General features: G+C 59.5%; 22 protein-coding genes. 14 read left to right on the plus strand and 8 right to left on the minus strand.

Translation table 11 applies throughout. The annotated features are described in order from the left end of the window. Positions 1–152: 152 nt before the first annotated feature. Genes AQ621_RS12430 through AQ621_RS12450 form a run of 5 tightly spaced genes read right to left on the minus strand, consistent with a single transcriptional unit; the run spans position 153 to position 3,613 of the window. Positions 153–527: a hypothetical protein gene (locus tag AQ621_RS12430; protein WP_058341716.1), complete on the minus strand. Its 375-nt coding sequence runs from the start codon at positions 525–527 to the stop codon at positions 153–155. After that, complete coding sequence (locus tag AQ621_RS12435) at positions 499–1,281, minus strand: CbbQ/NirQ/NorQ/GpvN family protein (protein WP_058341717.1); 783 nt, start codon at positions 1,279–1,281, stop codon at positions 499–501. The genes AQ621_RS12430 and AQ621_RS12435 overlap by 29 nt, the downstream gene beginning before the upstream one ends. Before the next feature lie 13 nt (positions 1,282–1,294). Continuing rightward, the gene (locus tag AQ621_RS12440; protein WP_058341718.1) at positions 1,295–2,026 is read right to left on the minus strand and encodes a PhnD/SsuA/transferrin family substrate-binding protein; all 732 of its coding nucleotides are present in this window, start codon (positions 2,024–2,026) and stop codon (positions 1,295–1,297) included. 1 nt (position 2,027) lies between these two features. After that, entirely contained in the window at positions 2,028–3,230 is a 1,203-nt protein-coding gene (locus tag AQ621_RS12445; protein ID WP_058341719.1) for a cytochrome D1 domain-containing protein, read from the minus strand. A gap of 14 nt (positions 3,231–3,244) precedes the next feature. Then, on the minus strand, positions 3,245–3,613 hold the full coding sequence (locus tag AQ621_RS12450) for a c-type cytochrome (protein ID WP_058341720.1): 369 nt from the start codon (positions 3,611–3,613) through the stop codon (positions 3,245–3,247). Between the two features lie 224 nt (positions 3,614–3,837). Between AQ621_RS12450 and AQ621_RS12455 the strand changes: the two genes are divergently transcribed. The 9 genes from AQ621_RS12455 to AQ621_RS12495 all read left to right on the plus strand — a co-directional run bounded on the left by AQ621_RS12455 (position 3,838) and on the right by AQ621_RS12495 (position 12,348). Beyond that, on the plus strand, positions 3,838–5,562 hold the full coding sequence (locus tag AQ621_RS12455; RefSeq protein WP_082641070.1) for a nitrite reductase: 1,725 nt from the start codon (positions 3,838–3,840) through the stop codon (positions 5,560–5,562). A gap of 30 nt (positions 5,563–5,592) precedes the next feature. Beyond that, positions 5,593–6,057: an Lrp/AsnC family transcriptional regulator gene (locus AQ621_RS12460; protein WP_058341721.1), complete on the plus strand. Its 465-nt coding sequence runs from the start codon at positions 5,593–5,595 to the stop codon at positions 6,055–6,057. Beyond that, positions 6,054–6,599, plus strand: a complete 546-nt coding sequence (locus AQ621_RS12465; RefSeq protein WP_082641071.1) for a siroheme decarboxylase subunit beta — start codon at positions 6,054–6,056, stop codon at positions 6,597–6,599. Before AQ621_RS12460 ends, AQ621_RS12465 begins: the two co-directional genes overlap by 4 nt. Then, entirely contained in the window at positions 6,583–7,083 is a 501-nt protein-coding gene (locus AQ621_RS12470) for an Lrp/AsnC family transcriptional regulator (RefSeq protein WP_082641072.1), read from the plus strand. The genes AQ621_RS12465 and AQ621_RS12470 overlap by 17 nt, the downstream gene beginning before the upstream one ends. Next, complete coding sequence (locus AQ621_RS12475; RefSeq protein ID WP_058341722.1) at positions 7,058–7,582, plus strand: siroheme decarboxylase subunit beta; 525 nt, start codon at positions 7,058–7,060, stop codon at positions 7,580–7,582. Before AQ621_RS12470 ends, AQ621_RS12475 begins: the two co-directional genes overlap by 26 nt. A 133-nt stretch (positions 7,583–7,715) precedes the next feature. After that, on the plus strand, positions 7,716–8,915 hold the full coding sequence (nirJ, locus tag AQ621_RS12480; protein WP_058341723.1) for a heme d1 biosynthesis radical SAM protein NirJ: 1,200 nt from the start codon (positions 7,716–7,718) through the stop codon (positions 8,913–8,915). Between the two features lie 11 nt (positions 8,916–8,926). After that, positions 8,927–9,790, plus strand: a complete 864-nt coding sequence (gene cobA / locus AQ621_RS12485) for a uroporphyrinogen-III C-methyltransferase (protein WP_058341724.1) — start codon at positions 8,927–8,929, stop codon at positions 9,788–9,790. 96 nt (positions 9,791–9,886) lie between these two features. Beyond that, positions 9,887–11,341 (plus strand): cytochrome D1 domain-containing protein, encoded by a 1,455-nt coding sequence (locus tag AQ621_RS12490; RefSeq protein ID WP_201785346.1) that lies wholly within the window; start codon positions 9,887–9,889, stop codon positions 11,339–11,341. 293 nt (positions 11,342–11,634) lie between these two features. Beyond that, on the plus strand, positions 11,635–12,348 hold the full coding sequence (locus AQ621_RS12495) for a Crp/Fnr family transcriptional regulator (protein WP_058341725.1): 714 nt from the start codon (positions 11,635–11,637) through the stop codon (positions 12,346–12,348). A 62-nt stretch (positions 12,349–12,410) separates the two neighbouring features. Here the strand turns inward: AQ621_RS12495 and wrbA are convergent, their stop codons facing one another. Continuing rightward, positions 12,411–13,010: an NAD(P)H:quinone oxidoreductase gene (gene wrbA / locus AQ621_RS12500; protein ID WP_058341726.1), complete on the minus strand. Its 600-nt coding sequence runs from the start codon at positions 13,008–13,010 to the stop codon at positions 12,411–12,413. Positions 13,011–13,211: 201 nt separating this feature from the next. On the opposite strand from wrbA, the gene trhA reads away from it, so the two are divergent. From trhA to AQ621_RS12515, 3 genes are all read left to right on the plus strand, one after another. Next, on the plus strand, positions 13,212–13,877 hold the full coding sequence (gene trhA, locus AQ621_RS12505) for a PAQR family membrane homeostasis protein TrhA (protein ID WP_094623956.1): 666 nt from the start codon (positions 13,212–13,214) through the stop codon (positions 13,875–13,877). Positions 13,878–13,944: 67 nt separating this feature from the next. After that, positions 13,945–15,078: an NnrS family protein gene (locus AQ621_RS12510; RefSeq protein ID WP_058341728.1), complete on the plus strand. Its 1,134-nt coding sequence runs from the start codon at positions 13,945–13,947 to the stop codon at positions 15,076–15,078. 137 nt (positions 15,079–15,215) lie between these two features. Continuing rightward, the gene (locus AQ621_RS12515; protein ID WP_058341729.1) at positions 15,216–16,037 is read left to right on the plus strand and encodes an ion transporter; all 822 of its coding nucleotides are present in this window, start codon (positions 15,216–15,218) and stop codon (positions 16,035–16,037) included. A 1-nt stretch (position 16,038) separates the two neighbouring features. Here AQ621_RS12515 and AQ621_RS12520 read toward each other — a convergent pair whose 3' ends face one another. After that, the gene (locus tag AQ621_RS12520) at positions 16,039–16,407 is read right to left on the minus strand and encodes a SirB2 family protein (protein WP_058341730.1); all 369 of its coding nucleotides are present in this window, start codon (positions 16,405–16,407) and stop codon (positions 16,039–16,041) included. Between the two features lie 123 nt (positions 16,408–16,530). Between AQ621_RS12520 and AQ621_RS12525 the strand changes: the two genes are divergently transcribed. Continuing rightward, positions 16,531–17,715: an NnrS family protein gene (locus AQ621_RS12525; protein WP_058341731.1), complete on the plus strand. Its 1,185-nt coding sequence runs from the start codon at positions 16,531–16,533 to the stop codon at positions 17,713–17,715. A gap of 5 nt (positions 17,716–17,720) precedes the next feature. Here the strand turns inward: AQ621_RS12525 and AQ621_RS12530 are convergent, their stop codons facing one another. Next, complete coding sequence (locus AQ621_RS12530; protein WP_058341732.1) at positions 17,721–18,236, minus strand: SRPBCC family protein; 516 nt, start codon at positions 18,234–18,236, stop codon at positions 17,721–17,723. 217 nt (positions 18,237–18,453) lie between these two features. Between AQ621_RS12530 and fabA the strand changes: the two genes are divergently transcribed. Continuing rightward, positions 18,454–18,963, plus strand: coding sequence for a bifunctional 3-hydroxydecanoyl-ACP dehydratase/trans-2-decenoyl-ACP isomerase (fabA, locus tag AQ621_RS12535; protein ID WP_022989297.1), 510 nt, complete (start codon positions 18,454–18,456; stop codon positions 18,961–18,963). Positions 18,964–18,967 lie beyond the last annotated feature (4 nt).

An 18,967-nucleotide genomic window follows, 5' to 3' on the forward strand; every position in this document is an offset into this window, starting at 1 on the left:
ATCCCGTAAGAAGGATCGAACGGCAGGGTCGGGTAGGGCCTTCCAAAAATTTGTGGAGCCATGGATGGCGGAACAGAAGCGCCACATGGATGTGCCGCAAGGAGCGGTTTTTGGAAGGCCCTACCCGACCCTGCCCAGCACGGAACCCGAACTTACAGCAACCGCCGCGGAAAAGCAGGCGGCTTGTTGCCGATTGCCTGAGCCAGGGAAATCATGCCCCAAAGCACAAACGATGTGTGCAGTACGACGGCCCAGACGATTGCGTAGGTCCAGAACAACCCGGTGTTGCCGTAGATGAGCCAGCAAACGGCAACGCCGCCGCTGATCAGCACAGCGCCTAGTATCGACATATAGACTGCCGCCTTGCTGTGGGCCCGCCGCAAAGCGTGGGCATCGCCGGATTTCATGGCAATCGTCAGCAAAACGATGAAGCCGATAACCGGCAACGCCAGCAGGTTCAGCAAGTACCAGATAACCGGGGCAATCGCCCCGGGAGATTCACTCTTCGGACTGCCCGAATACGGCATACACCACCTCCATCAGTGCGTTAACAGTAACCGCATCATCCGATAGCGGTTCGATCATCCCGGCCCGGCAGGCTTCGATGTGGGGCATACCGGAAGCAATCAGATAGGCCGTATGGATCAACAACCGCGTCGATGCTGCCTCCTCCAGATCGTGATCTTTCAGTTTACGCAACGACGTGGCCAGCCCCACCAACTGCTTTGCAAGATCCGTATCACAGCCGGATTCCTGCTGAACAATGGTCTGCTCCACATCCGGCGTCGGGTAATCGAAGCTCATGGATACAAACCGCTGCCGGGTACTGGGCTTCATGCCTTTCAGCAAGCTCTGGTAACCCGGGTTGTAGGACACCACCAGCATAAAGCCCGGTGCGGCTTTCAGCAGTTCGCCGGTGCGTTCGATGGGCAGTTCCCGGCGGTCATCCGCCAGCGGGTGCAGTACCACGGTGGTGTCTTTTCGTGCTTCCACTACTTCATCAAGGTAGCAGATTCCGCCTTCCCGCACCGCCCGGGTCAGGGGGCCGTCCTGCCAGTAGGTGCCGTCGGGGCCGATCAGGTGGCGGCCAACCAGGTCAGAGGCGGTAAGGTCGTCGTGGCAGGCCACGGTGTAGACCGGGCGACCGAGTTTTTCGGCCATGTAGCGGACAAAGCGGGTTTTACCACAGCCGGTAGGGCCTTTGATCAGTACCGGCAGGCCGTTGTCTGCAGCGGCGGTGAACAGCTCTACTTCGTTGCCGGCGGGTTGGTAGAAGGTCATGTACAGGTTCCTTTTATTGCAGGGAATCGGGTGGGGCAAAGCCGTGCACCCATTCCGGGAAAAGATTGAATATCTGGCGATCGTCGCTGCGTTTCAGTTCAAGCAGTGCTTTCAGGCACGGCTGCAATCCGGGGTTCTTGGTGTCGGTGCCGGCATACCAGCCAGCACCTGAAACGGGTTCTCCCTGCCAGGTAATGGCCAGGCCCTGGGATTCCAGGAAAGGCGTGACCAACCCGAGTTCCGAGACCGCCGCATGGGTGTTGTTGTGCAGCAACAAGCCCAGGGCAGAGCTGAAATCACCAGCCTCGTAACGCTGGCCCCGTTTCGGCGTTACGCCCTCGGCAGCCAGGGCCTCCAGTGCAAGCCGCCCGGAGAGCGGGTCGGTTCCTGCTACCAGGGATACGTCCCGCCCTTCCAGCTCCCCCAGTGTTCTCACACCGGCGGTTTTCCGGGTTACCCAGACCGGAACCGGATCCTGGCCATCGGCGTTGACGGCCCGGAGCTTGAGCCTGTCTGCCAGGCCATCCTGCCGGTACATCAGGTCACCGTCACCCTCACCGGCTTGATTGAACACCAGTTCTGCCTTGCAGTTCTGTGTGTCGAGATAACGTTGCAGCCGGTAACTGGCGACGGTGACAGACCTGGCTTCAGTGTGTACATCAAGCCGCACCGGTCCGGAAAACTGGCCGGCGCTGACGGCACTGGTGCAAAGCACGAACAGCCAACCGCCGGCGGTAACCCTCACCTCACAAGCCCAGCTGATGCGCCCGGTTGGTGAAGAAGATGCCAGACGGCTTTTGCGCCTGCAGGGTAGCAACTTCTTCCAGGGTGCGGGTGTTGTAGACAGTCACCCGATCGCTGTCCCGGGAAGATACCCACACTTCCTCACCGCGAGGGGTGAATTCCATGTGCAACACGGACTTGCCCGGCTCCAGGGTACGGATGATTTCCCGGGTACGGGAATCAATCACCTGAACCACGTCGTTTTTCGGGTGCGCAAAGCTGACCCAGATCTGGCGGTTGTCCGGGCTGGCCATGACAAACACCGGCTGGCCCTGTACCGGAATGCGCTGCACCATGCCCCAGTCTTCCATATCGGCGACCAATACCTCGTGGCGACCGACTGCCGGCACAAATGCGTAGCCGTCGGCGATGGCCCAGCCTTCCAGGTGCGGCATCTTGTAGACCGGCAAGCGCTGCTCGCCCTTGCCGTAATCCGGCAGGATGGTCTGTGCGCCCTGCTCCGGCTCCCACAGATCCATCATCGACAAGCCGTCTTCCCCGAACAGGCCGGCAATATAGAAGCGGCCGTCGGGTGTGATCAGGGCATCGTAGGGTTCTTTCCCGGCCTCATGGCGGGTCACACCTGGCGGATTGCTGTGCATATCCACGGTCCATATTTCACCGGCCTCGAACAGGCTGAAGACAAACTGGTTGCCCGGGGCGTCTACCAGGCCCACAGTCTTGGACTGATCCTGCTCGCCCTGGGCATTGGTGTAGAACGCTGGAATTTCCACCACGGTATCCAGGGTTTCACTGTCGAAAATATTTACCCCGCCGGGTTCGTAGTTGGACACCGCCACATAACGGCCATCCTGGGAGATGGCTCCGCCAATGCTGTTGCCGGACTGAATAACGCGATCGGTCACCGTGCGAGTGAGCAGGTCAACCTTGGTGAGCCCACCGTCACGGCCAAACACGTAGCCGTAGCGGGCATCCCGCGAGTACACCACGGAGGCGTGGGACAAATCGCCCAGGCCTTCTACCCGGCCCAGGATTTCATGTTCGGAGTGGTCAACCACCAATACCGAGCCGGTGGCCCGCTCTATGATCAGGCCCAGGTCACCCGTGCCGCGCAGTTCAACCGGCTCCGGCGCAGACAAGCTCTGGCAGCCGGCCGTCAGGGTAGCGGCGATGGTCAGTGCAATCGGTGCAAACAGACGTTTCATCGTGGGTCCTTCAGTTATCGGCTTCGGGGGGAATCGGATTCGGGAGCAATCAAGGCACCGGATTTGAGCTGCTGGCTGATCCAGGCAATTTGCTGGTCGGTCAGCAAGGCTTTCCAGGGTGGCATGGCCGTGCCCGGCACGCCTTCCCGGATGATGGCGGAAATCGCAGCTTCCGGCAGGGCTTCAATGTCTGCTGGCCGCAGGGGTGGTCCCAGCCCGCCTTTGAGTTTCAGGCCGTGGCAGGAGCCACAATCCTGGATGACGAAGTTCTTCAGCTCGGCCTCGCTTTCGGGCGCGCCGGCCTGGGCCTGAACGGAGGTGATCGCCAGCGCCATCGCCAGTACCAATGAGTGCCAGGAGCAGGCCTGACCGGTCGTTTTCATTGCGGGTCTCCGGGAAGCTTCAGCACATACTGCAATTCCAGTATTTCCATGGCATTGATATTGATTAAATTCTCCTGCGGTATCCAGTGATCTTTGGTTATACGCCATCTACCCATGGGGAGGTACTCTCTTGATTACCTGTATTTATCTGACATAAATCAATGTCTGAGAAGCCCAACAAGAGAACCCTAGGACGTACTCTTGAATCCCAAGGAGAGAACCTGATGAGAGTGACCGATATGATGATCAAGCCACTGGCCTTCGCGGTGGCCATTACGTCCATGGGCGTAATGACTGCGCAGGCTGCCCCCAAGAATGGCGATGAAGCCACTATGGCCTACGAAGGCACCCCCAGTGCCGTTGACGCAGCGTCTGCGAAAATTGTTCGCAGCCCTGGCGCACCGGATCTGACCGATGCCGAATTCGAAAAAGCCAAGGAAATCTACTTCCAGCGCTGTGCCGGCTGTCACGGCGTACTGCGTAAAGGCGCCACCGGTAAGCCACTGACTCCGGACATCACCCAGGAGCGTGGTATTGATTACCTGAAAGCCTTTATCAGCTACGGCTCTCCGGGCGGTATGCCGAACTGGCTGACTTCCGGTGACTTCGATGAAGAAACCGTAGAACTGATGGCCAAGTACGTTATGCACGAGCCGCCACAGCCTCCCGAGTTCGGCCTGGCCGACATGAAGAAAACCTGGGAAGTGATCGTGCCACCGGAAGATCGTCCCAAGAAGCAGATGAACGATCTCGACCTGGAGAACCTCTTCAGTGTCACCCTGCGTGATGCCGGCAAGATTGCCCTGATCGACGGTGATTCCAAGGAAGTCGTGAAGATCATCGAAACCGGCTATGCGGTGCACATCTCCCGGATGTCTGCCTCTGGCCGTTACGTGATGGTTATCGGCCGTGACGCCCTGATCAACATGATCGACCTGTGGATGGAAGAGCCGCAAACCGTAGCCAAGATCAAGGTCGGCATGGAAGCGCGTTCTGTTGAAACCTCCAAGTTCAAAGGCTGGGAAGACAAGTACGCCATTGCCGGCACCTACTGGCCGCCCCAGTTCGTGATCATGGACGGCGACACTCTGGAACCGAAGAAAATTATCGGTACCCGCGGTATGACCGTCGGCGATCAGGAATACCATCCTGAACCTCGCGTGGCCGCCATTGTTGCCTCCCATGCGCACCCTGAGTTCATCATCAACGTCAAAGAAACCGGCAAGATCATGCTGGCCAACTACGAAGATCTGGACAACATGAATATCAGCTACATTGATGCGGCTAAATACCTGCACGATGGCGGCTGGGATTCCAGCATGCGTTACTTCATGTCTGCCGCCAACAACTCCAACCAGATTGCTGTTGTTGATGCCCAGGACCGTAACCTGGAAGCACTGGTTGACGTAGGCAAGATCCCGCACCCGGGTCGTGGCGCCAACTTTGTAGACCCCGAGCATGGTCCTGTGTGGGCAACCTCTCACCTGGGTGACCAAACCATCCAGATGATCGGTACCGACCCGGACGGCCATCCGGACAAGGCCTGGAAAGTCGTTCGCACCGTTGATGGCCAGGGTGGCGGTTCACTGTTCGTGAAGACCCATCCGAAGTCCACCAACCTGTGGGTAGACACCGCCCTGAACCCGGCTGAAGCCGTAAGCCAGAGCGTTGCCGTATTCGACATCAACAACTTTGATGCCGGCTATGACGTGCTGCCGATTGCCGACTGGGCAGAGCTGGGCGAAGGTCCCAAGCGTGTGGTACAGCCGGAATACAACAAGGCGGGCGATGAAGTGTGGTTCTCTGTCTGGAACACCCAGGACAAGAAATCCGCCATCGTTGTAGTCGACGACAAGACACGCAAGCTGAAGAAGGTCATCAAGGGCGACTACATGGTTACCCCGACCGGTAAGTTCAACACTTACAACACCCAGCACGACGTGTACTGATCCGGCCCCTGGCCCGGAGGAGATAACCTGATGAGACTGGACACCGTCGACCAACAACTGATCAACCACTACCAGCGCAACCTGCCGGTATGTGAGCGCCCTTACCGCGAGATGGCCGACACACTGGGCATTTCCGAGGACGAAGTGATCAGCCGGCTGGCGGTGCTCCAGCAACAACAGGTACTCAGCCGGGTTGGCCCGGTGTTTGAACACAGCCAGGCGGGCGCAAGCCTGCTGGCTGCCGTGGCGGCGCCGGTCGAGCAGATCGACATGGTGGCCGCACGGATCAACAGCGCTCCCGGCGTAAACCATAATTACGCGCGGGAGCACTTATACAATCTCTGGTTCGTGATGACCGCCCCGGATGAAGACACGCTGGATGAGCGGCTGGACGAGCTGGAACATCAACTGAAGTTGCCCATACTCCGGCTCCCCATGGTTGAGGGTTACCATATTGACCTGGGCTTCGACATCGACTGGGACGCACTACCATGAACCACCCAGCGCCACACCCGGACCGCCACAACGGCAGCTATCTGTTTGATACCGAGGCCTTCAGTGCCTGGGGCCTGCTGAGGCTCCGCCAGAAACTGGAAGAAGGACTGCCCTTAACACCCCGCCCGTACCTGGCGCTGGCCGAACAAACCGGCCTGACCGAGCAACAGGTTATGGACGCCGTCCGCCACTGGCAGGATCAGGGCCTGATCAAGCGTTCCGGCCTGATCGTGAAGCACCGCACCCTGGGTTACAGGGCCAACGCCATGGTGGTGTGGGATGTGCCCGATGAACAGGTGAGTGAACTTGGCCGCGCACTGGCTGCCGTACCCTTTGTAACCCTGTGCTACCAGCGCCCCCGCAGACTGCCCGACTGGCCCTACAACCTGTTCTGCATGATTCACGGCGTTAACCGGGAGCGGGTACTGGGCCAGCTGGACCAAATGATTGCCAGCCACCACCTTGAACAGATTCCCCACGCAGTTCTGTTCAGCAACAAAGCCTATCTTCAACGGGGAGGACGCTATGTCAGTAACAGCTGAGCCAGCTGCCCGCCGGGAGTCACCAGACGTAGCCCCTGCCTTTACCGATACCGAAAAAGCCATCATCAACCGCCTGCAATACGGCCTGCCGCTGACCCCGAGCCCGTACCGGGACGTTGCCGAAGAACTGGGCATCAGTGAGCAGACCTTGCTGGATACCCTGAAAGCCCTGCTTGCCAATCGCACCCTGACCCGTTTCGGCCCCATGTTCCACGCCGGTGAAATGGGAGGCGGCCTGACCCTGGCCGCCATGCGCATTCCCGAGCAGGACTTTGACCGGGTAACCGAACAGGTAAACAGCTTTGCAGAGGTGGCCCACAATTACCGCCGGGAACACGAACTGAACATGTGGTTTGTCCTGGCCACAGAAACCCCGGAAGGCATTGCCGAAACCATCGGGCGCATTGAAGCGCTGACCGGCTACCCGGTATACAACATGCCCAAGGAGCAGGAGTTTCATGTCAACCTCCACTTTGAAGTCTGAGCAGGCCCGGCTCACCGACCAGGACCGGGAACTGATCCTCGCCACCCAGGAAGGCCTGCCACTGGTATCCGATCCCTGGGGCGAACTGGGCCGCCAGCTCGGCATGCCGGCAGACGAAGTGCTGTCCCGCTTTCAACACATGCAGGAAACCGGCGTTATCCGCCGCGTGGCTGCCGTACCCGACCACTATAAGCTGGGCTATCGCTACAACGGCATGACCGTGTGGGATGTCTCTGACGACGCCATCAGCACCATGGGCCAGCAAGTTGGTGACCTGCCGTTCGTCAGCCACTGCTACCGTCGCCCCCGGCACCTGCCCTATTGGAGCTTCAACCTGTTTGCCATGGTGCACGGCACCAGTCGTGAAGAGGTGGAGCACAAGGCCGCACAGATTCGTGAACTGCTGGGCGACACCTGCTCCGGCCACACCATCCTGTACAGCTCTGCCATCCTCAAAAAAACCGGATTGCGGCTGAGAAAACAGGCAGATAAGCCATAGGGACTACCCCTCGAAGTACTCCATCAAAGGTATGGATACCCAGCGCCCACGGGGGGATAGTACAAGGGCAGAGAGCCGGTAAAGGCCAGCCCGGAGAGGCAACCAGGCCACTCCCGATGAGAGAGAGAATTTTATGTTTCGCATGACCCGCTACATCAAAACCCTGATGAACCCGACACCCGTCCGCCCGGTGCCCAAGCCCAGTGGCCCGGTGGTGATCTGGAACCTCATCCGCCGCTGTAACCTGACCTGCAAACACTGCTACTCGATCTCTGCCGATATCGACTTCAAGGGCGAGCTGAGCACCGAAGAAGTCTACACCGTGATGGACGACCTCAAAGCCTACGGCGTGCCGGTACTGATCCTGTCTGGCGGTGAGCCGCTGATGCGCCCGGACATTTACGAGATTTCCCACCGGGCCAAGGAAATGGGCTTTTACGTTGGCCTGTCTACCAACGGCACCCTGATCACCGAAGAAAACATCGACAAGATTTCCGCGGTTGGCTACGACTACGTGGGCATCAGCATTGACGGCCTGGAAGCCACCCACGACGAATTCCGCCAGAAAAAAGGCGCCTTCAGGGAGTCCATGCACGCCGTGGCCCTGTGCAAACAGGCCGGCATCAAGGTGGGCCTGCGCTTCACCCTGACCCAGGATAACTACCCGGAACTGCCGGCCATGCTGGAGATGCTGGACGAACACCAGATCGACAAGTTCTACCTGTCGCACCTGAACTACTCCGGCCGCGGCGGCCGCAACAAGAAGCGCGACGCCTGGTACGACATGACCCGCGACGCCATGAACCTGCTGTTCAACCACTGCCACGACGAACTCAAGCGCGGCATCGAGCGGGAATACGTCACCGGTAACAACGACGCCGACGGTCCCTTCCTGATCGAGTGGGCCAAGGAACACTACCCAGACCAGGTAGATGCCCTCACCCAGCGGCTGACCAACTGGGGCGGTAACTCATCCGGTGTGAACATTTCCAACATCGACAACCTGGGCGTGGTGCACCCGGACACCTTCTGGTGGGACCACAACCTGGGCAACGTGCGGCAGACCCCGTTCTCGAAGATCTGGTCTGAAACCACCGACCCGCTGATGCAGGGCTTCCGCCAGCATCCGCGCCCGGTGAAAGGCCGCTGCGCGGACTGCAAATACCTGAACATCTGTAACGGCAACACCCGGGTACGGGCATACAACGTGTCTGGCGACTTCTGGGAAGAAGACCCCGGCTGCTACCTCACCAACGAGGAAATCGGCGTGGTGGAAAGCACACCGCGCAGAGTGGCCGCCGCCGCTATCGAAATCCCGGTCAACAACCTGTAAGGACGCACGCCATGACAACTAACCAAAGCAAGAAGTGCCTGGTGGAGTTCCAGCTGGCGGAGCAACCCTTACGGCCGGGCGAAGTGGCCATCGTGGGCGCTGGCCCCGGCGACCCGGGCCTGCTGACCCTACGGGCCCTGATGCTGATCCAGCAGGCCGATGCCATTGTCTACGACCGCCTGGTATCGCCACAGATTATGGAACTGGTAAACCCCAGGGCCGAGCGCATTCACGTGGGCAAGGCCAGCGGTTGCCACTATGTGCCCCAGGATGAGACCAACGAACTGCTGGTGAAACTGGCCGTACAACAGCGCCGGGTTGTGCGCCTGAAAGGCGGCGATCCGTACATCTTCGGCCGTGGCGGTGAAGAAGCCGAATTCCTGGTAGAGAACGACATCGACTTCCAGGTGGTGCCGGGGATTACCTCCGCCGCCGGTTGCTCTGCCTACTGCGGCATCCCCCTGACGCACCGGGACTACGCACAGAGCGTGACCTTCGTAACCGGCCACCGCAAGGGCGACCAGGCCCTGGAGCTGAACTGGCAGGTGCTGGCCGCGCCAGGTCAAACCCGGGTATTCTACATGGGCCTGCACAACGCCCCGACCATCGTCGAGCAGCTGACCGCCCATGGCCTGTCCGAGAATTGCCCGGTGGCACTGGTGGAGCGCGGTACCACACCATTGCAGCACATGACTGTCACCACCCTGAAAGATCTGGTCGACACCATTGAACGGGAAGATTTCCAGCCGCCCACACTGATCATTGTGGGTGAAGTGGTGCAACTGGCCGACACCCTGGCCCGCCCGGCGCAAGCTGGCTGGAACAGCGCCCTGTCCGGCCCGGCTGCTGCCACAGCTGGCCGCCGGCCGGCCTGAACCGAAACCTGACTGACCAACCGGGAGCTGTTGCAGGTGAACCTGACCCAAGCCCGAACAAAGATTATCTCCACCCTGTTACTGGCCAGCAGCGTGATGGCCACCCCTTTGCTGGCCAGTGAATCCGGCGAAACCGGAACAAACACCCTGTACCTGCAGCAATGCGCCGCCTGCCACGGCCCCGACCGCCTTGGCGGCATGGGCCCCGCCCTGCTGCCGGAAAACCTCGGGCGACTGAAGAAAGCCGAGGCCGAAAAGGTCATCCGCGAAGGCCGCCCAGCCACCCAGATGGCGGGCTACAAAGACATCCTGAACGACCAGCAGATCGCCGCCCTGACCGACTTCATCTATCAGCCTCCGAGCCACGAGCTGAAGTGGGGCGAGGCCGAGATCCGCAACAGCCAGGAAGTCAGCCACGCCGCTGGCTCCCTGCCGGATGAACCGGCGTTCGAAGCGGACATGATGAACCTGTTCCTGGTGGTAGAAATCGGCGACCACCACGTCACCCTGCTGGATGGCGACAAGATGGAGCCCATCCACCGGTTCCCCAGCCGCTTTGCCCTGCACGGCGGCCCCAAGTACAGCCCGGACGGCCGCTACGTGTACTTCGGCTCCCGGGATGGCTGGATTACCAAGTACGACATCTACAACCTGAAGGTGGTGGCTGAGGTTCGCGCCGGCATCAACATGCGTAACATTGCCGTGTCTGCCGATGGCAACTACGTGCTGGCTGCCAACTACCTGCCCCATTCCATGGTGCTGTTCGACGCTGCCAACCTGGAAATGCTGGATTTCATCCCGGTTGAAAACGATGCCGGCGAAAGCTCCCGGGTGAGCGCCGTGTATACCGCACCACCCAGAAGCAGCTTCATCGCGGCATTGAAAGACATCCCCGAAGCCTGGGAAATCACCGTCGAGAATCAAAAAGCGAAGCTTCGCCGGATGACCACCGACACCCTGCTGGACGATTTCTTCTTCGACCCCGGTTACCAGCACCTGATCGGCGCAGCCCGCGACGGCAAGCACGGTGTGGTGATCGACCTGGATACCGGCAAAACCACCGCAGAATTGCCGCTGCCCGGCATGCCCCACCTGGGCTCCGGCATTACCTGGGAATACGAAGGCCGCCGGGTGATGGCTACCCCGCACTTCCGGGCCGGTGCCATTTCCATCATCGACATGGACACCTGGGAAGTGATCAAGACCCTGGAAACCGAGGGCCCGGGGTTCTTTATGCGCAGCCACGAGAATTCCCGCTACGCCTGGGCAGACGTGTTTTTCGGCCCCAACGCCGACAAGGTGCACATTATCGATAAGCAGACCCTGGAGATCGTCAAGACCCTGCAGCCTGAGCCGGGTAAGGTAGCCGCCCATGTGGAGTTTGATCGCCACGGCGAGAAGCTGCTGCTGAGCATCTGGGACGACGACGGTGCCATCATTGTTTACGACGCGGATACGCTGGAAGAAGAAAAGCGCATTCCGATGAATAAGCCTTCCGGCAAGTACAATGTCTGGAACAAGATCAATTACGAGGAAGGGACCAGTCACTGAACTGCCTTGCCTCTTTGCCCCGCACCGACAACAAGTAGCCTGCAGCATTGGAGCAGGCGCTGCTTGTGGGGGGATGCCTCCTGAAACACGCTCCTTGCGGCACATCCCTGTGTCGCTTGGGCTCCGCCATCCATGGCTCCGCACAGTTTCAGGAGGCATCCCCCCACAAGCCGCCCTCCGGCACCGAGTAATCGTTATCGACTAAGTCAAATATCTTTAATCATTTAAGTCATTTCAGATGTTTGTTTTTTTGGTAGCATAATTGACCTACGCCAATGCAGCGAAGGTTTGTTATGAACAGCAGTTTCCGACCACCGATGGCATCCGCACCCTGCCTGCTGGGTGAAGACCACCCGGACATTATTCACCACGACGCGGCACCCGCCGAAGTTGCCCTGCTGAACGGCCTGAGCCGCGCCTTTGGCATTTGCCTGAACGAAAAGCAAAACAGCCCGGAAGCACGGTTTCTGAGCGATATCGCCCGCCTGTTCCATCAACGCAGGATAGACGCAGAAACACCCCTGGAAAAACACGACCGGCCCTGGGCTAACGTGTATCTGATCCAGTACGGCGTTTTGCGCCTGTTCCGGGAATCATCTGCCGGCAAGGTCGCGATTCATCACTTCTTTACCGAAGGCGATCTGATCTGGCCGGTATTCGGGCGCAGCAGAACGGTGCGTAATACCCTGTGCCTGACCAGCGTGCTGCCGGCCACAGTCTGGGTGGCGGATTTCAGCGCGTTCCGTTCGGCCATCCAGAACCATGGCGACGGGCTTTGGCATAAGTTCGCACTGGTGCTGACCGAGGAGATTGCGGAGCTGACCAGCATGCGGGAATACCGCAAACACACCATGCCGGCCAAGGAGCGCTACCAACTGCTGCTCGATGAGTACCCGGAACTGGTCAAGCGGGTGCCGGACAATCAGCTGGCCTCCTGGCTGGGTGTGGTGCCCGCCACTTATTCCAGGTTAAAGGCTGCCAGTACGAAAGCCGGCAGGCGGGCATAAAAAAAGACGGCGGACTTTTCAGCCCGCCGCCCAAACCTGAGTCAACGCTTGCTACTTCGAAATCAGCCGTGCAGCTTCACTGCCAGCTCGGCTACATGCTTGCCCTGGAAGCGGGCAATGGCCAATTCTTTCTCGCTGGGCTGGCGTGATCCGTCACCGCCGGCGATGGTAGAGGCGCCGTAAGGCGTGCCGCCATTCACTTCAGAGATATCAAAGAACTCCGGAATTCCATAGCCCAGAGGTACCAGCACCATGCCGTGATGGGCCAGGGTGGTCCAGAATGAGGTAATGGTCTGCTCCTGACCGCCGCCTGTTCCGGTTGAAGTGAACACGCTACCCACTTTCCCGTGCAGCTTGCCCTCAGCCCACAGGCCACCGGTCTGGTCGAGGAAGGTGCGCATCTGGCCCGCCATGTTGCCGAAGCGGGTCGGCGTGCCGAAGATGATGGCATCGTAGTCTGCCAGTTCAGCCGGGCTGGCTACCGGAGCATCTTGCTCGGCCTTGCCACCAGCGCTCAGGAACGCCTGGTCGGCCATGGTTTCCGGAACTCGCTTGACCACTACATCGGCACCCTCAACGCCCTTGGCGCCTTCGGCAATGGTGTTTGCCATGGTTTCGATATGGCCGTACATGGAATAGTAAAGAACAAGAACTTTTGCCATCGGAACAATCCCCTTGGTTGTTTCAAACTTGGTGCCAGCGTAACTGCCCGACGCAAAAGACGAAAACGGAAGATTTCCGGCAGATCGTTCAGTTTTTCTGAACATGGTCACAGGATGGTCATGGCAAACACTTGCGTACACATGTACGCTGAACTGCATTATACTTTTAGCGAACACAGGCCAGCGCGGATGACAGCAAGCATGAACCACCCAGACGATTCGTTGCCATCTATTCACCTGCGGGTAGAAGAGTGGATCAACAGCGCAACCCACGGCCTTGGCGCCATTCTGAGTGTTATCGGAACCATTGCCCTGATTGCCGGCGCAAGCCAGATGGGAGACACCTGGAAGATTGTCAGCTTCAGCGTATTCGGTGCGTCACTGATCCTGCTGTACATGGCCTCTGCGCTGTACCACGGCGCTCGCCGCCCGGAGCTGAAATCCCTTTTCAAGACACTGGACCACTGCGCCATTTTCCTGCTGATCGCCGGCACCTACACACCGTTCCTGCTGGTGAATATGCGCGGCACCACCGGATGGACGCTGTTTGCGGTGATCTGGTCGCTGGCCCTGACCGGTGTGGTACTGAAAGTCATCTTCAAGAACCGCTTCAAGCTGGCGCGGGTGGGCATCTACGTTGCCATGGGCTGGCTGATTACCTTCGCCTCGTCTGACCTGGTTGCCAGCCTCAGCGAAACCGCGCTGCACCTGACCATTGCCGGCGGCATTGTGTATACCGCCGGCGTGGCGTTCTACCTGGCGGATCGCATTCCCTACATGCATGCGGTCTGGCACCTGTTCGTGATCGGCGGCAGCGCCTGCCATTTCAGTGCCATCTATTTTGGTGTGCTGCCCTACACGGTATAAACTCCGGTTCTGGCCCCGGTAACCTGCGGCGCCTTCCAACCAGAACCCATACCGAGGTCTGTTCAACGTGGCTGGCAAGCCCCTGCACGCATTCTGGCTGTTCTTTCCCGCTGCTGCCTTATGGGCTGCCCTGGTTGTTCCCCTGTCCCTGTTCGCCGTATTGTCTGGCACCGGCTGGCCGCCGGGGCTAATTGGCGCAGGCCATGGCCACGAACTGGTTTTCGGCTTTGCCCTGGCACTGATTGCCGGCTACACCCTTGGCCCCCAGCCCTGGCGAATACTCGGGCCCCTGTTCGGGCTCTGGCTTGCGGCCCGTGTGAGCTGGCTGCTGGCACCGGACTGGCTGGTTAGCCAGCTGTTAAGCCCGGCCTTTGCGCTGTTGCTGGCACGGTACGTGGTGCCCCGTTTCCAGGCCGCCAAGAAGTGGCGTAACAAGGTTGCCGGCCCGCTAATCCTGGTGCTCTGCCTGATGGCCCTGGTCTATTTCCTGGTGCGCGCCGGCCTTCCCTTCCCCGATACCCGTATTCTTCTGCACACCGCCATCATCGGTTTGCTGCTGCTGATGACGTTTATGGGCGGGCGCATCATCGCGCCGGCGGTGGCGGGCACCCTGGAGAAGAAAGGTATACCGCTGGAAGCCCGGGTTCAGCCATTAATTGAAGGCTGGTTACTGGCGATTCTGCCCCTCGCCATGGTGTGTATTCTCTTTACCGCTACTGAAAAACTGGCTGGCCTGCTGTTGCTGGCCGCGAGCCTGCTGATTATCGTTCGGGTGGCCCGCTGGAAGCTCTGGCACTGTACCGACCGCCCGGACCTGCTGGTGCTGGCCATCGGTTATCTCTGGCTGGCGGCCGGGGCGGCGGTTACCGGCGTGTACCTGGTTACCGGCCACGCCCTGCTGCCTGCCCTGCACCTGATTGCCGTTGGGGCACTGGGCACCCTGTCTTGCAGTGTGATGTTGCGTCTGGCCTGGCAACGGGCCTGCCGGCGCTTCCCGCCAGCGTGGCAGGTTCTGGTTATTGCCGTACTGATTGCCCTCGCCAGCGTAGGCCGATACCTGGCAGGCCCGTTGCCGTTCAGCCAGCCTGCCTTGCTCTGGCTGGCGGCCGGCGCCTGGAGCCTGGCCTATCTAGGCCTGTTCGCTCAACTACTGCACCTGTACTCCGCGTTCACCAAGAAAGGAAAGGCCAACAATGGCTAAATGGCTGGTAAAGACCGAACCCTCCGAAAGATGGCAGCTGATTGTTCAGCTGGTGGATTAAACCGCCGTCACAGAGCTACCACCCGCTGCTCCGGATGATTAGAATTGCCGCGCCAACCTAATCCGGAGCCTGAACGATGTCTGTGGACATAACTCCCACAAGTAGTTTTGATCAACTGAAGCGCATTGAATCGAGCAAGGTGTTTCAGGGCGTTGTGATTGCCATCATCATTCTCTCGGCCCTGACCATCGGCGCAAAAACCTACGAACTCCCACCGCTGGTTGAACAGACCCTGACCGTTCTGGATAACGCCATCACGCTGTTCTTCCTGGTGGAAATCCTGTTTCGCTTCGCCGCCTGCCCGGTCAAGCGCCGGTTCCTGATGGACGGCTGGAACCTGTTCGACACCCTGGTAGTGATCGGCAGCCTGATCCCGCTGGACAACTCCGAGGCGGTGCTGCTGGGCCGTTTGCTGCGGGTCTTCCGGGTGCTGCGACTGGTGTCCGTAGTGCCGGAACTGCGCTTTCTGATCAATTCCCTGCTCAAAGCCATTCCGCGCATGGGCTACATTGCCCTGCTGATGTTCATCATCTTTTACATCTATGCCGCCATGGGCTCAATGTTCTTTGCCAGCGTGGACGAAGTACTCTGGGGCGATGTGGCCATCTCGATGCTCACCCTGTTCCGGGTAGCCACCTTCGAGGACTGGACCGACGTGATGTACGCCACCATGGAGGCCTATCCCCTGAGCTGGATCTACTACCTGACGTTTATCTTCCTGACCGCCTTTGTATTCCTGAACATGATGATCGGGGCGATTCTGGAGGTGATGAGCGAGGAACAAAATGCCAAGCAGGCCCAGAAAGCCCACGACGAACGGGATGAAATTGCCCGTCAGCTCCAGGCTGTCCAGGAACAGCTGAAGGAACTGACGAAGCAGGTCAGCGAGAAACGCTGACTCAGAACGGCTTGGCCATGGCCAGGTGGAAGATGGCGCTGACCATAATCAGGGCAAGTACCGCAGCGGTAATCCGGGCGGGCTTGCCCAGAGTGACCTTCAGTGCAAACACTCCGGCCACGATGTAGCCGACCAGCAGAACAACCTTGGCAATCAGCCAGCCCGGCATGGCCGAGGCATAACCCGCCACAAACAGCAGGGAAATCGCCGCCACCAGCAAAATGGTGTCATTGATGTGGGGAATGAACCGCAGCGGTGTCTGGCGCCAGCCCGGCCGGCCTACCGCATCCAGCAGCAACCTCAGCGCAAAGAGCGTGATAGTAAGGTAGGCTGTGGTCATGTGCAGGTGCTTCAGGATCGTGTACGACATGGAAGTTCCTTCGGTTACAAGAGATTTGCGGCCATTGTACGCAAACTACCCCCAAGCAGGTATGGTTAATACAGGCACGCAGACTTAACATATACCTGAAATATATGTATTTGGGAGATCTCCATGCAGGCCATACCCACCTCCGCTGACCAGGCACCCGCCAGCGTCAGCCAGTTATTTTCCTATCCGTTCCGGATTTTCTTCCTGTCCATGACGGTACTGACCCTTGTGGCCATACCGGTCTGGGTTCTGGAAGTAACCGGCGTTCTGCAGTTACCACTGGCCATGCCTGCCCTGTTCTGGCACCAGCATGAAATGCTGTTCGGGTTTTTGTCGGCGGCCATTGCCGGCTTTCTGCTGACCGCCGTCTGTGTATGGACGCAAACAGAACGCACCCACGGCCTTCCCCTGGCGCTGCTCTGGGGCGTTTGGCTGGCCGGTCGCCTGCTGCTGGCCCTGGGTGGAAACCTGCCCGACTGGATAGTTCAGGGCGTTAACCTGGCTTTTCTACCACTGGTGATGATCGATGCCGGATGGCGAGTATGGCATGCTCGTCAGAAACGCCAGGCCATGATTATGGTCGTTCTGGGCCTGCTGTGGCTGATGCAGATCGGTTTCGTTACCCGGCTGGATATGTCCTTTAGCTACGGCGCGCTGATTATGGCCCTGGCGCTGATCAGCATCATCGGCGGCCGCATCACACCGGCCTTCACTGCCGGCTGGCTGCGCCAGCGCGGTGGCAACGCCGAGGCGGTGAAAATGATTCCGGGGCTGGATATGGCCGCCCTGTTTTCGATGATCCTGCTGATGGCATCCCTGGTAACCGGCTGGAAAACCCTGGCGGCCGTAATCGCCGTGGTTGCCGCCGCGCTGATGCTGGTTCGCCTGTATAACTGGAAAGGCTGGCTGGCGCGCTCCGAGCCACTGCTGTGGATCCTGCACCTGTCTATTCTCTGGGTACCGGTCGCGCTGTTGCTGCTGGCAGGCTCGCTGGTTGCAGACTGGCCCTCCAACGCCTGGAGCCACGCAGCAGGCGCAGGTGCTGTCGGTTGCCTGATCCTGGGCGTGATTGCCCGGGTATCCCTTGGCCATACCGGCCGGCCGTTGAACCTTCCGAAGGGGATGGTGCTGGCGTTCGTCGCCATTCAGCTGGCGGCGGTTATCCGGGTGCTTACCGCATTGAGCATCATCCCGTGGCACCCGGGCATTGGCACCAGCACCCTGTTATGGATGATTGCCTACGGACTGTTCCTGGTGCGCTATGCCGGCGTACTGGCACGGCCCAGGGCAGACGGTCGGGAAGGCTGAGCGGCTCAGGCCGCCAGCTTCTCCTTGAGGCACTGTTCGAAGTAACTGCGGGCGGCACGGAAGCGGCCTGCAGGAAAGTGAATACTGACTCCCTCCAGCGCTGCCATCAGCATTTCCAGGTGTGCATCCCAGCCGGCACAGGCAATCGGCACCAGGTGATCATCTGGTAGCAACAGGGTCAGCGACAACCGGGTGCCATCGCCTTCCGGCACCAGTTCCCACCGCAACGGCCGTTCCGGATCATCGCCGGCACTCCAGGAATACGCCAGCAAGCGGTGCGGCTCACAGGCCGATATCCGACAATCAATGGGCGTGCCACTGTTACCGAAATCCAGCTGAACCCGGCCACCGGTGCGGGCGTCCAGCGTGCCCGGCGCCAGCCAGCTGGCCAGGTGTACAGAATCCGTCAGCATCTTCCAGACCAGCTCCGGCGAATGATCTGTCACCCGCTCCAGCCGGGCCGTTACGCGCCCGTCCTGCAGCGACAGGGAGCCTTTGATCACCTCGTGTTCTGCGGACATAACACCTCCTTCCGAACCGCCAACCGCACAGATTTGAATAGTCCGACACGGTAGCAAGGGCCGCGCCCGGGTACCTTGATGAGCATCAACGCCAGGAGCAGGGTTTCAGGCACAAAAACGGGGTGTTTGCGGCAATCATCCACTAAAGGTCAATAGCCGTTTCTGAATCAGGCGCTAAAGTATCAGTACATCATTTTGCAATAGAGATACTGGCAACATGTACCCTGATCACTTTGACAAAGAAGACCTGATCCGCTGTGGCCATGGCGAATTATTCCCTGGCGCCATGCGCCTGCCCATCGACGAAATGCTGATGGTCGACCGCATTACCCACGTGGGCGCCGATGACGGCCTTTACGGTAAGGGCAGTCTGGTGGCAGAACTGGACATCAACCCGGACCTCTGGTTCTTCAAGGTTCACTTCGAAGGCGACCCGGTAATGCCGGGCTGTCTGGGCCTCGACGCCATGTGGCAGCTGGTCGGTTTCTTCCTGGCCTGGAGCGGTGGCGAAGGCAAGGGCCGGGCACTGGGTGCCGGCGAAGTGAAATTCTTTGGTCAGGTTCTGCCTGACAACAAAAAGGTAACCTATTACCTGGATATCAAGCGGCTCATCCGCCGCAAGCTGACCATGGCCATTGCGGATGCCCGCATGGAAGTGGACGGGCGGGAAATCTATACCGCCAAGGACCTTCGGGTTGGCCTGTTCACCTCTACAGATGACTTTTAGGAGT

The sequence above is a fragment of the Marinobacter sp. P4B1 genome, assembly GCF_001447135.1.
GTDB lineage: Bacteria > Pseudomonadota > Gammaproteobacteria > Pseudomonadales > Oleiphilaceae > Marinobacter > Marinobacter vinifirmus.

What these genes read in the sequence shown, in the direction of transcription:
- AQ621_RS12430 (WP_058341716.1), bottom strand. Translation starts at nt 527, where the DNA reads ATGCCGTATTCGGGCAGTCCGAAGAGTGAATCTCCCGGGGCGATTGCC.
- AQ621_RS12435 (WP_058341717.1), bottom strand. Translation starts at nt 1,281, where the DNA reads ATGACCTTCTACCAACCCGCCGGCAACGAAGTAGAGCTGTTCACCGCC.
- AQ621_RS12445 (WP_058341719.1), bottom strand. Translation starts at nt 3,230, where the DNA reads ATGAAACGTCTGTTTGCACCGATTGCACTGACCATCGCCGCTACCCTG.
- AQ621_RS12450 (WP_058341720.1), bottom strand. Translation starts at nt 3,613, where the DNA reads ATGAAAACGACCGGTCAGGCCTGCTCCTGGCACTCATTGGTACTGGCG.
- AQ621_RS12455 (WP_082641070.1), top strand. Translation starts at nt 3,838, where the DNA reads ATGAGAGTGACCGATATGATGATCAAGCCACTGGCCTTCGCGGTGGCC.
- AQ621_RS12460 (WP_058341721.1), top strand. Translation starts at nt 5,593, where the DNA reads ATGAGACTGGACACCGTCGACCAACAACTGATCAACCACTACCAGCGC.
- AQ621_RS12465 (WP_082641071.1), top strand. Translation starts at nt 6,054, where the DNA reads ATGAACCACCCAGCGCCACACCCGGACCGCCACAACGGCAGCTATCTG.
- AQ621_RS12470 (WP_082641072.1), top strand. Translation starts at nt 6,583, where the DNA reads ATGTCAGTAACAGCTGAGCCAGCTGCCCGCCGGGAGTCACCAGACGTA.
- AQ621_RS12475 (WP_058341722.1), top strand. Translation starts at nt 7,058, where the DNA reads ATGTCAACCTCCACTTTGAAGTCTGAGCAGGCCCGGCTCACCGACCAG.
- nirJ (WP_058341723.1), top strand. Translation starts at nt 7,716, where the DNA reads ATGTTTCGCATGACCCGCTACATCAAAACCCTGATGAACCCGACACCC.
- cobA (WP_058341724.1), top strand. Translation starts at nt 8,927, where the DNA reads ATGACAACTAACCAAAGCAAGAAGTGCCTGGTGGAGTTCCAGCTGGCG.
- AQ621_RS12490 (WP_201785346.1), top strand. Translation starts at nt 9,887, where the DNA reads ATGGCCACCCCTTTGCTGGCCAGTGAATCCGGCGAAACCGGAACAAAC.
- AQ621_RS12495 (WP_058341725.1), top strand. Translation starts at nt 11,635, where the DNA reads ATGAACAGCAGTTTCCGACCACCGATGGCATCCGCACCCTGCCTGCTG.
- wrbA (WP_058341726.1), bottom strand. Translation starts at nt 13,010, where the DNA reads ATGGCAAAAGTTCTTGTTCTTTACTATTCCATGTACGGCCATATCGAA.
- trhA (WP_094623956.1), top strand. Translation starts at nt 13,212, where the DNA reads ATGAACCACCCAGACGATTCGTTGCCATCTATTCACCTGCGGGTAGAA.
- AQ621_RS12515 (WP_058341729.1), top strand. Translation starts at nt 15,216, where the DNA reads ATGTCTGTGGACATAACTCCCACAAGTAGTTTTGATCAACTGAAGCGC.
- AQ621_RS12520 (WP_058341730.1), bottom strand. Translation starts at nt 16,407, where the DNA reads ATGTCGTACACGATCCTGAAGCACCTGCACATGACCACAGCCTACCTT.
- AQ621_RS12525 (WP_058341731.1), top strand. Translation starts at nt 16,531, where the DNA reads ATGCAGGCCATACCCACCTCCGCTGACCAGGCACCCGCCAGCGTCAGC.
- AQ621_RS12530 (WP_058341732.1), bottom strand. Translation starts at nt 18,236, where the DNA reads ATGTCCGCAGAACACGAGGTGATCAAAGGCTCCCTGTCGCTGCAGGAC.
- fabA (WP_022989297.1), top strand. Translation starts at nt 18,454, where the DNA reads ATGTACCCTGATCACTTTGACAAAGAAGACCTGATCCGCTGTGGCCAT.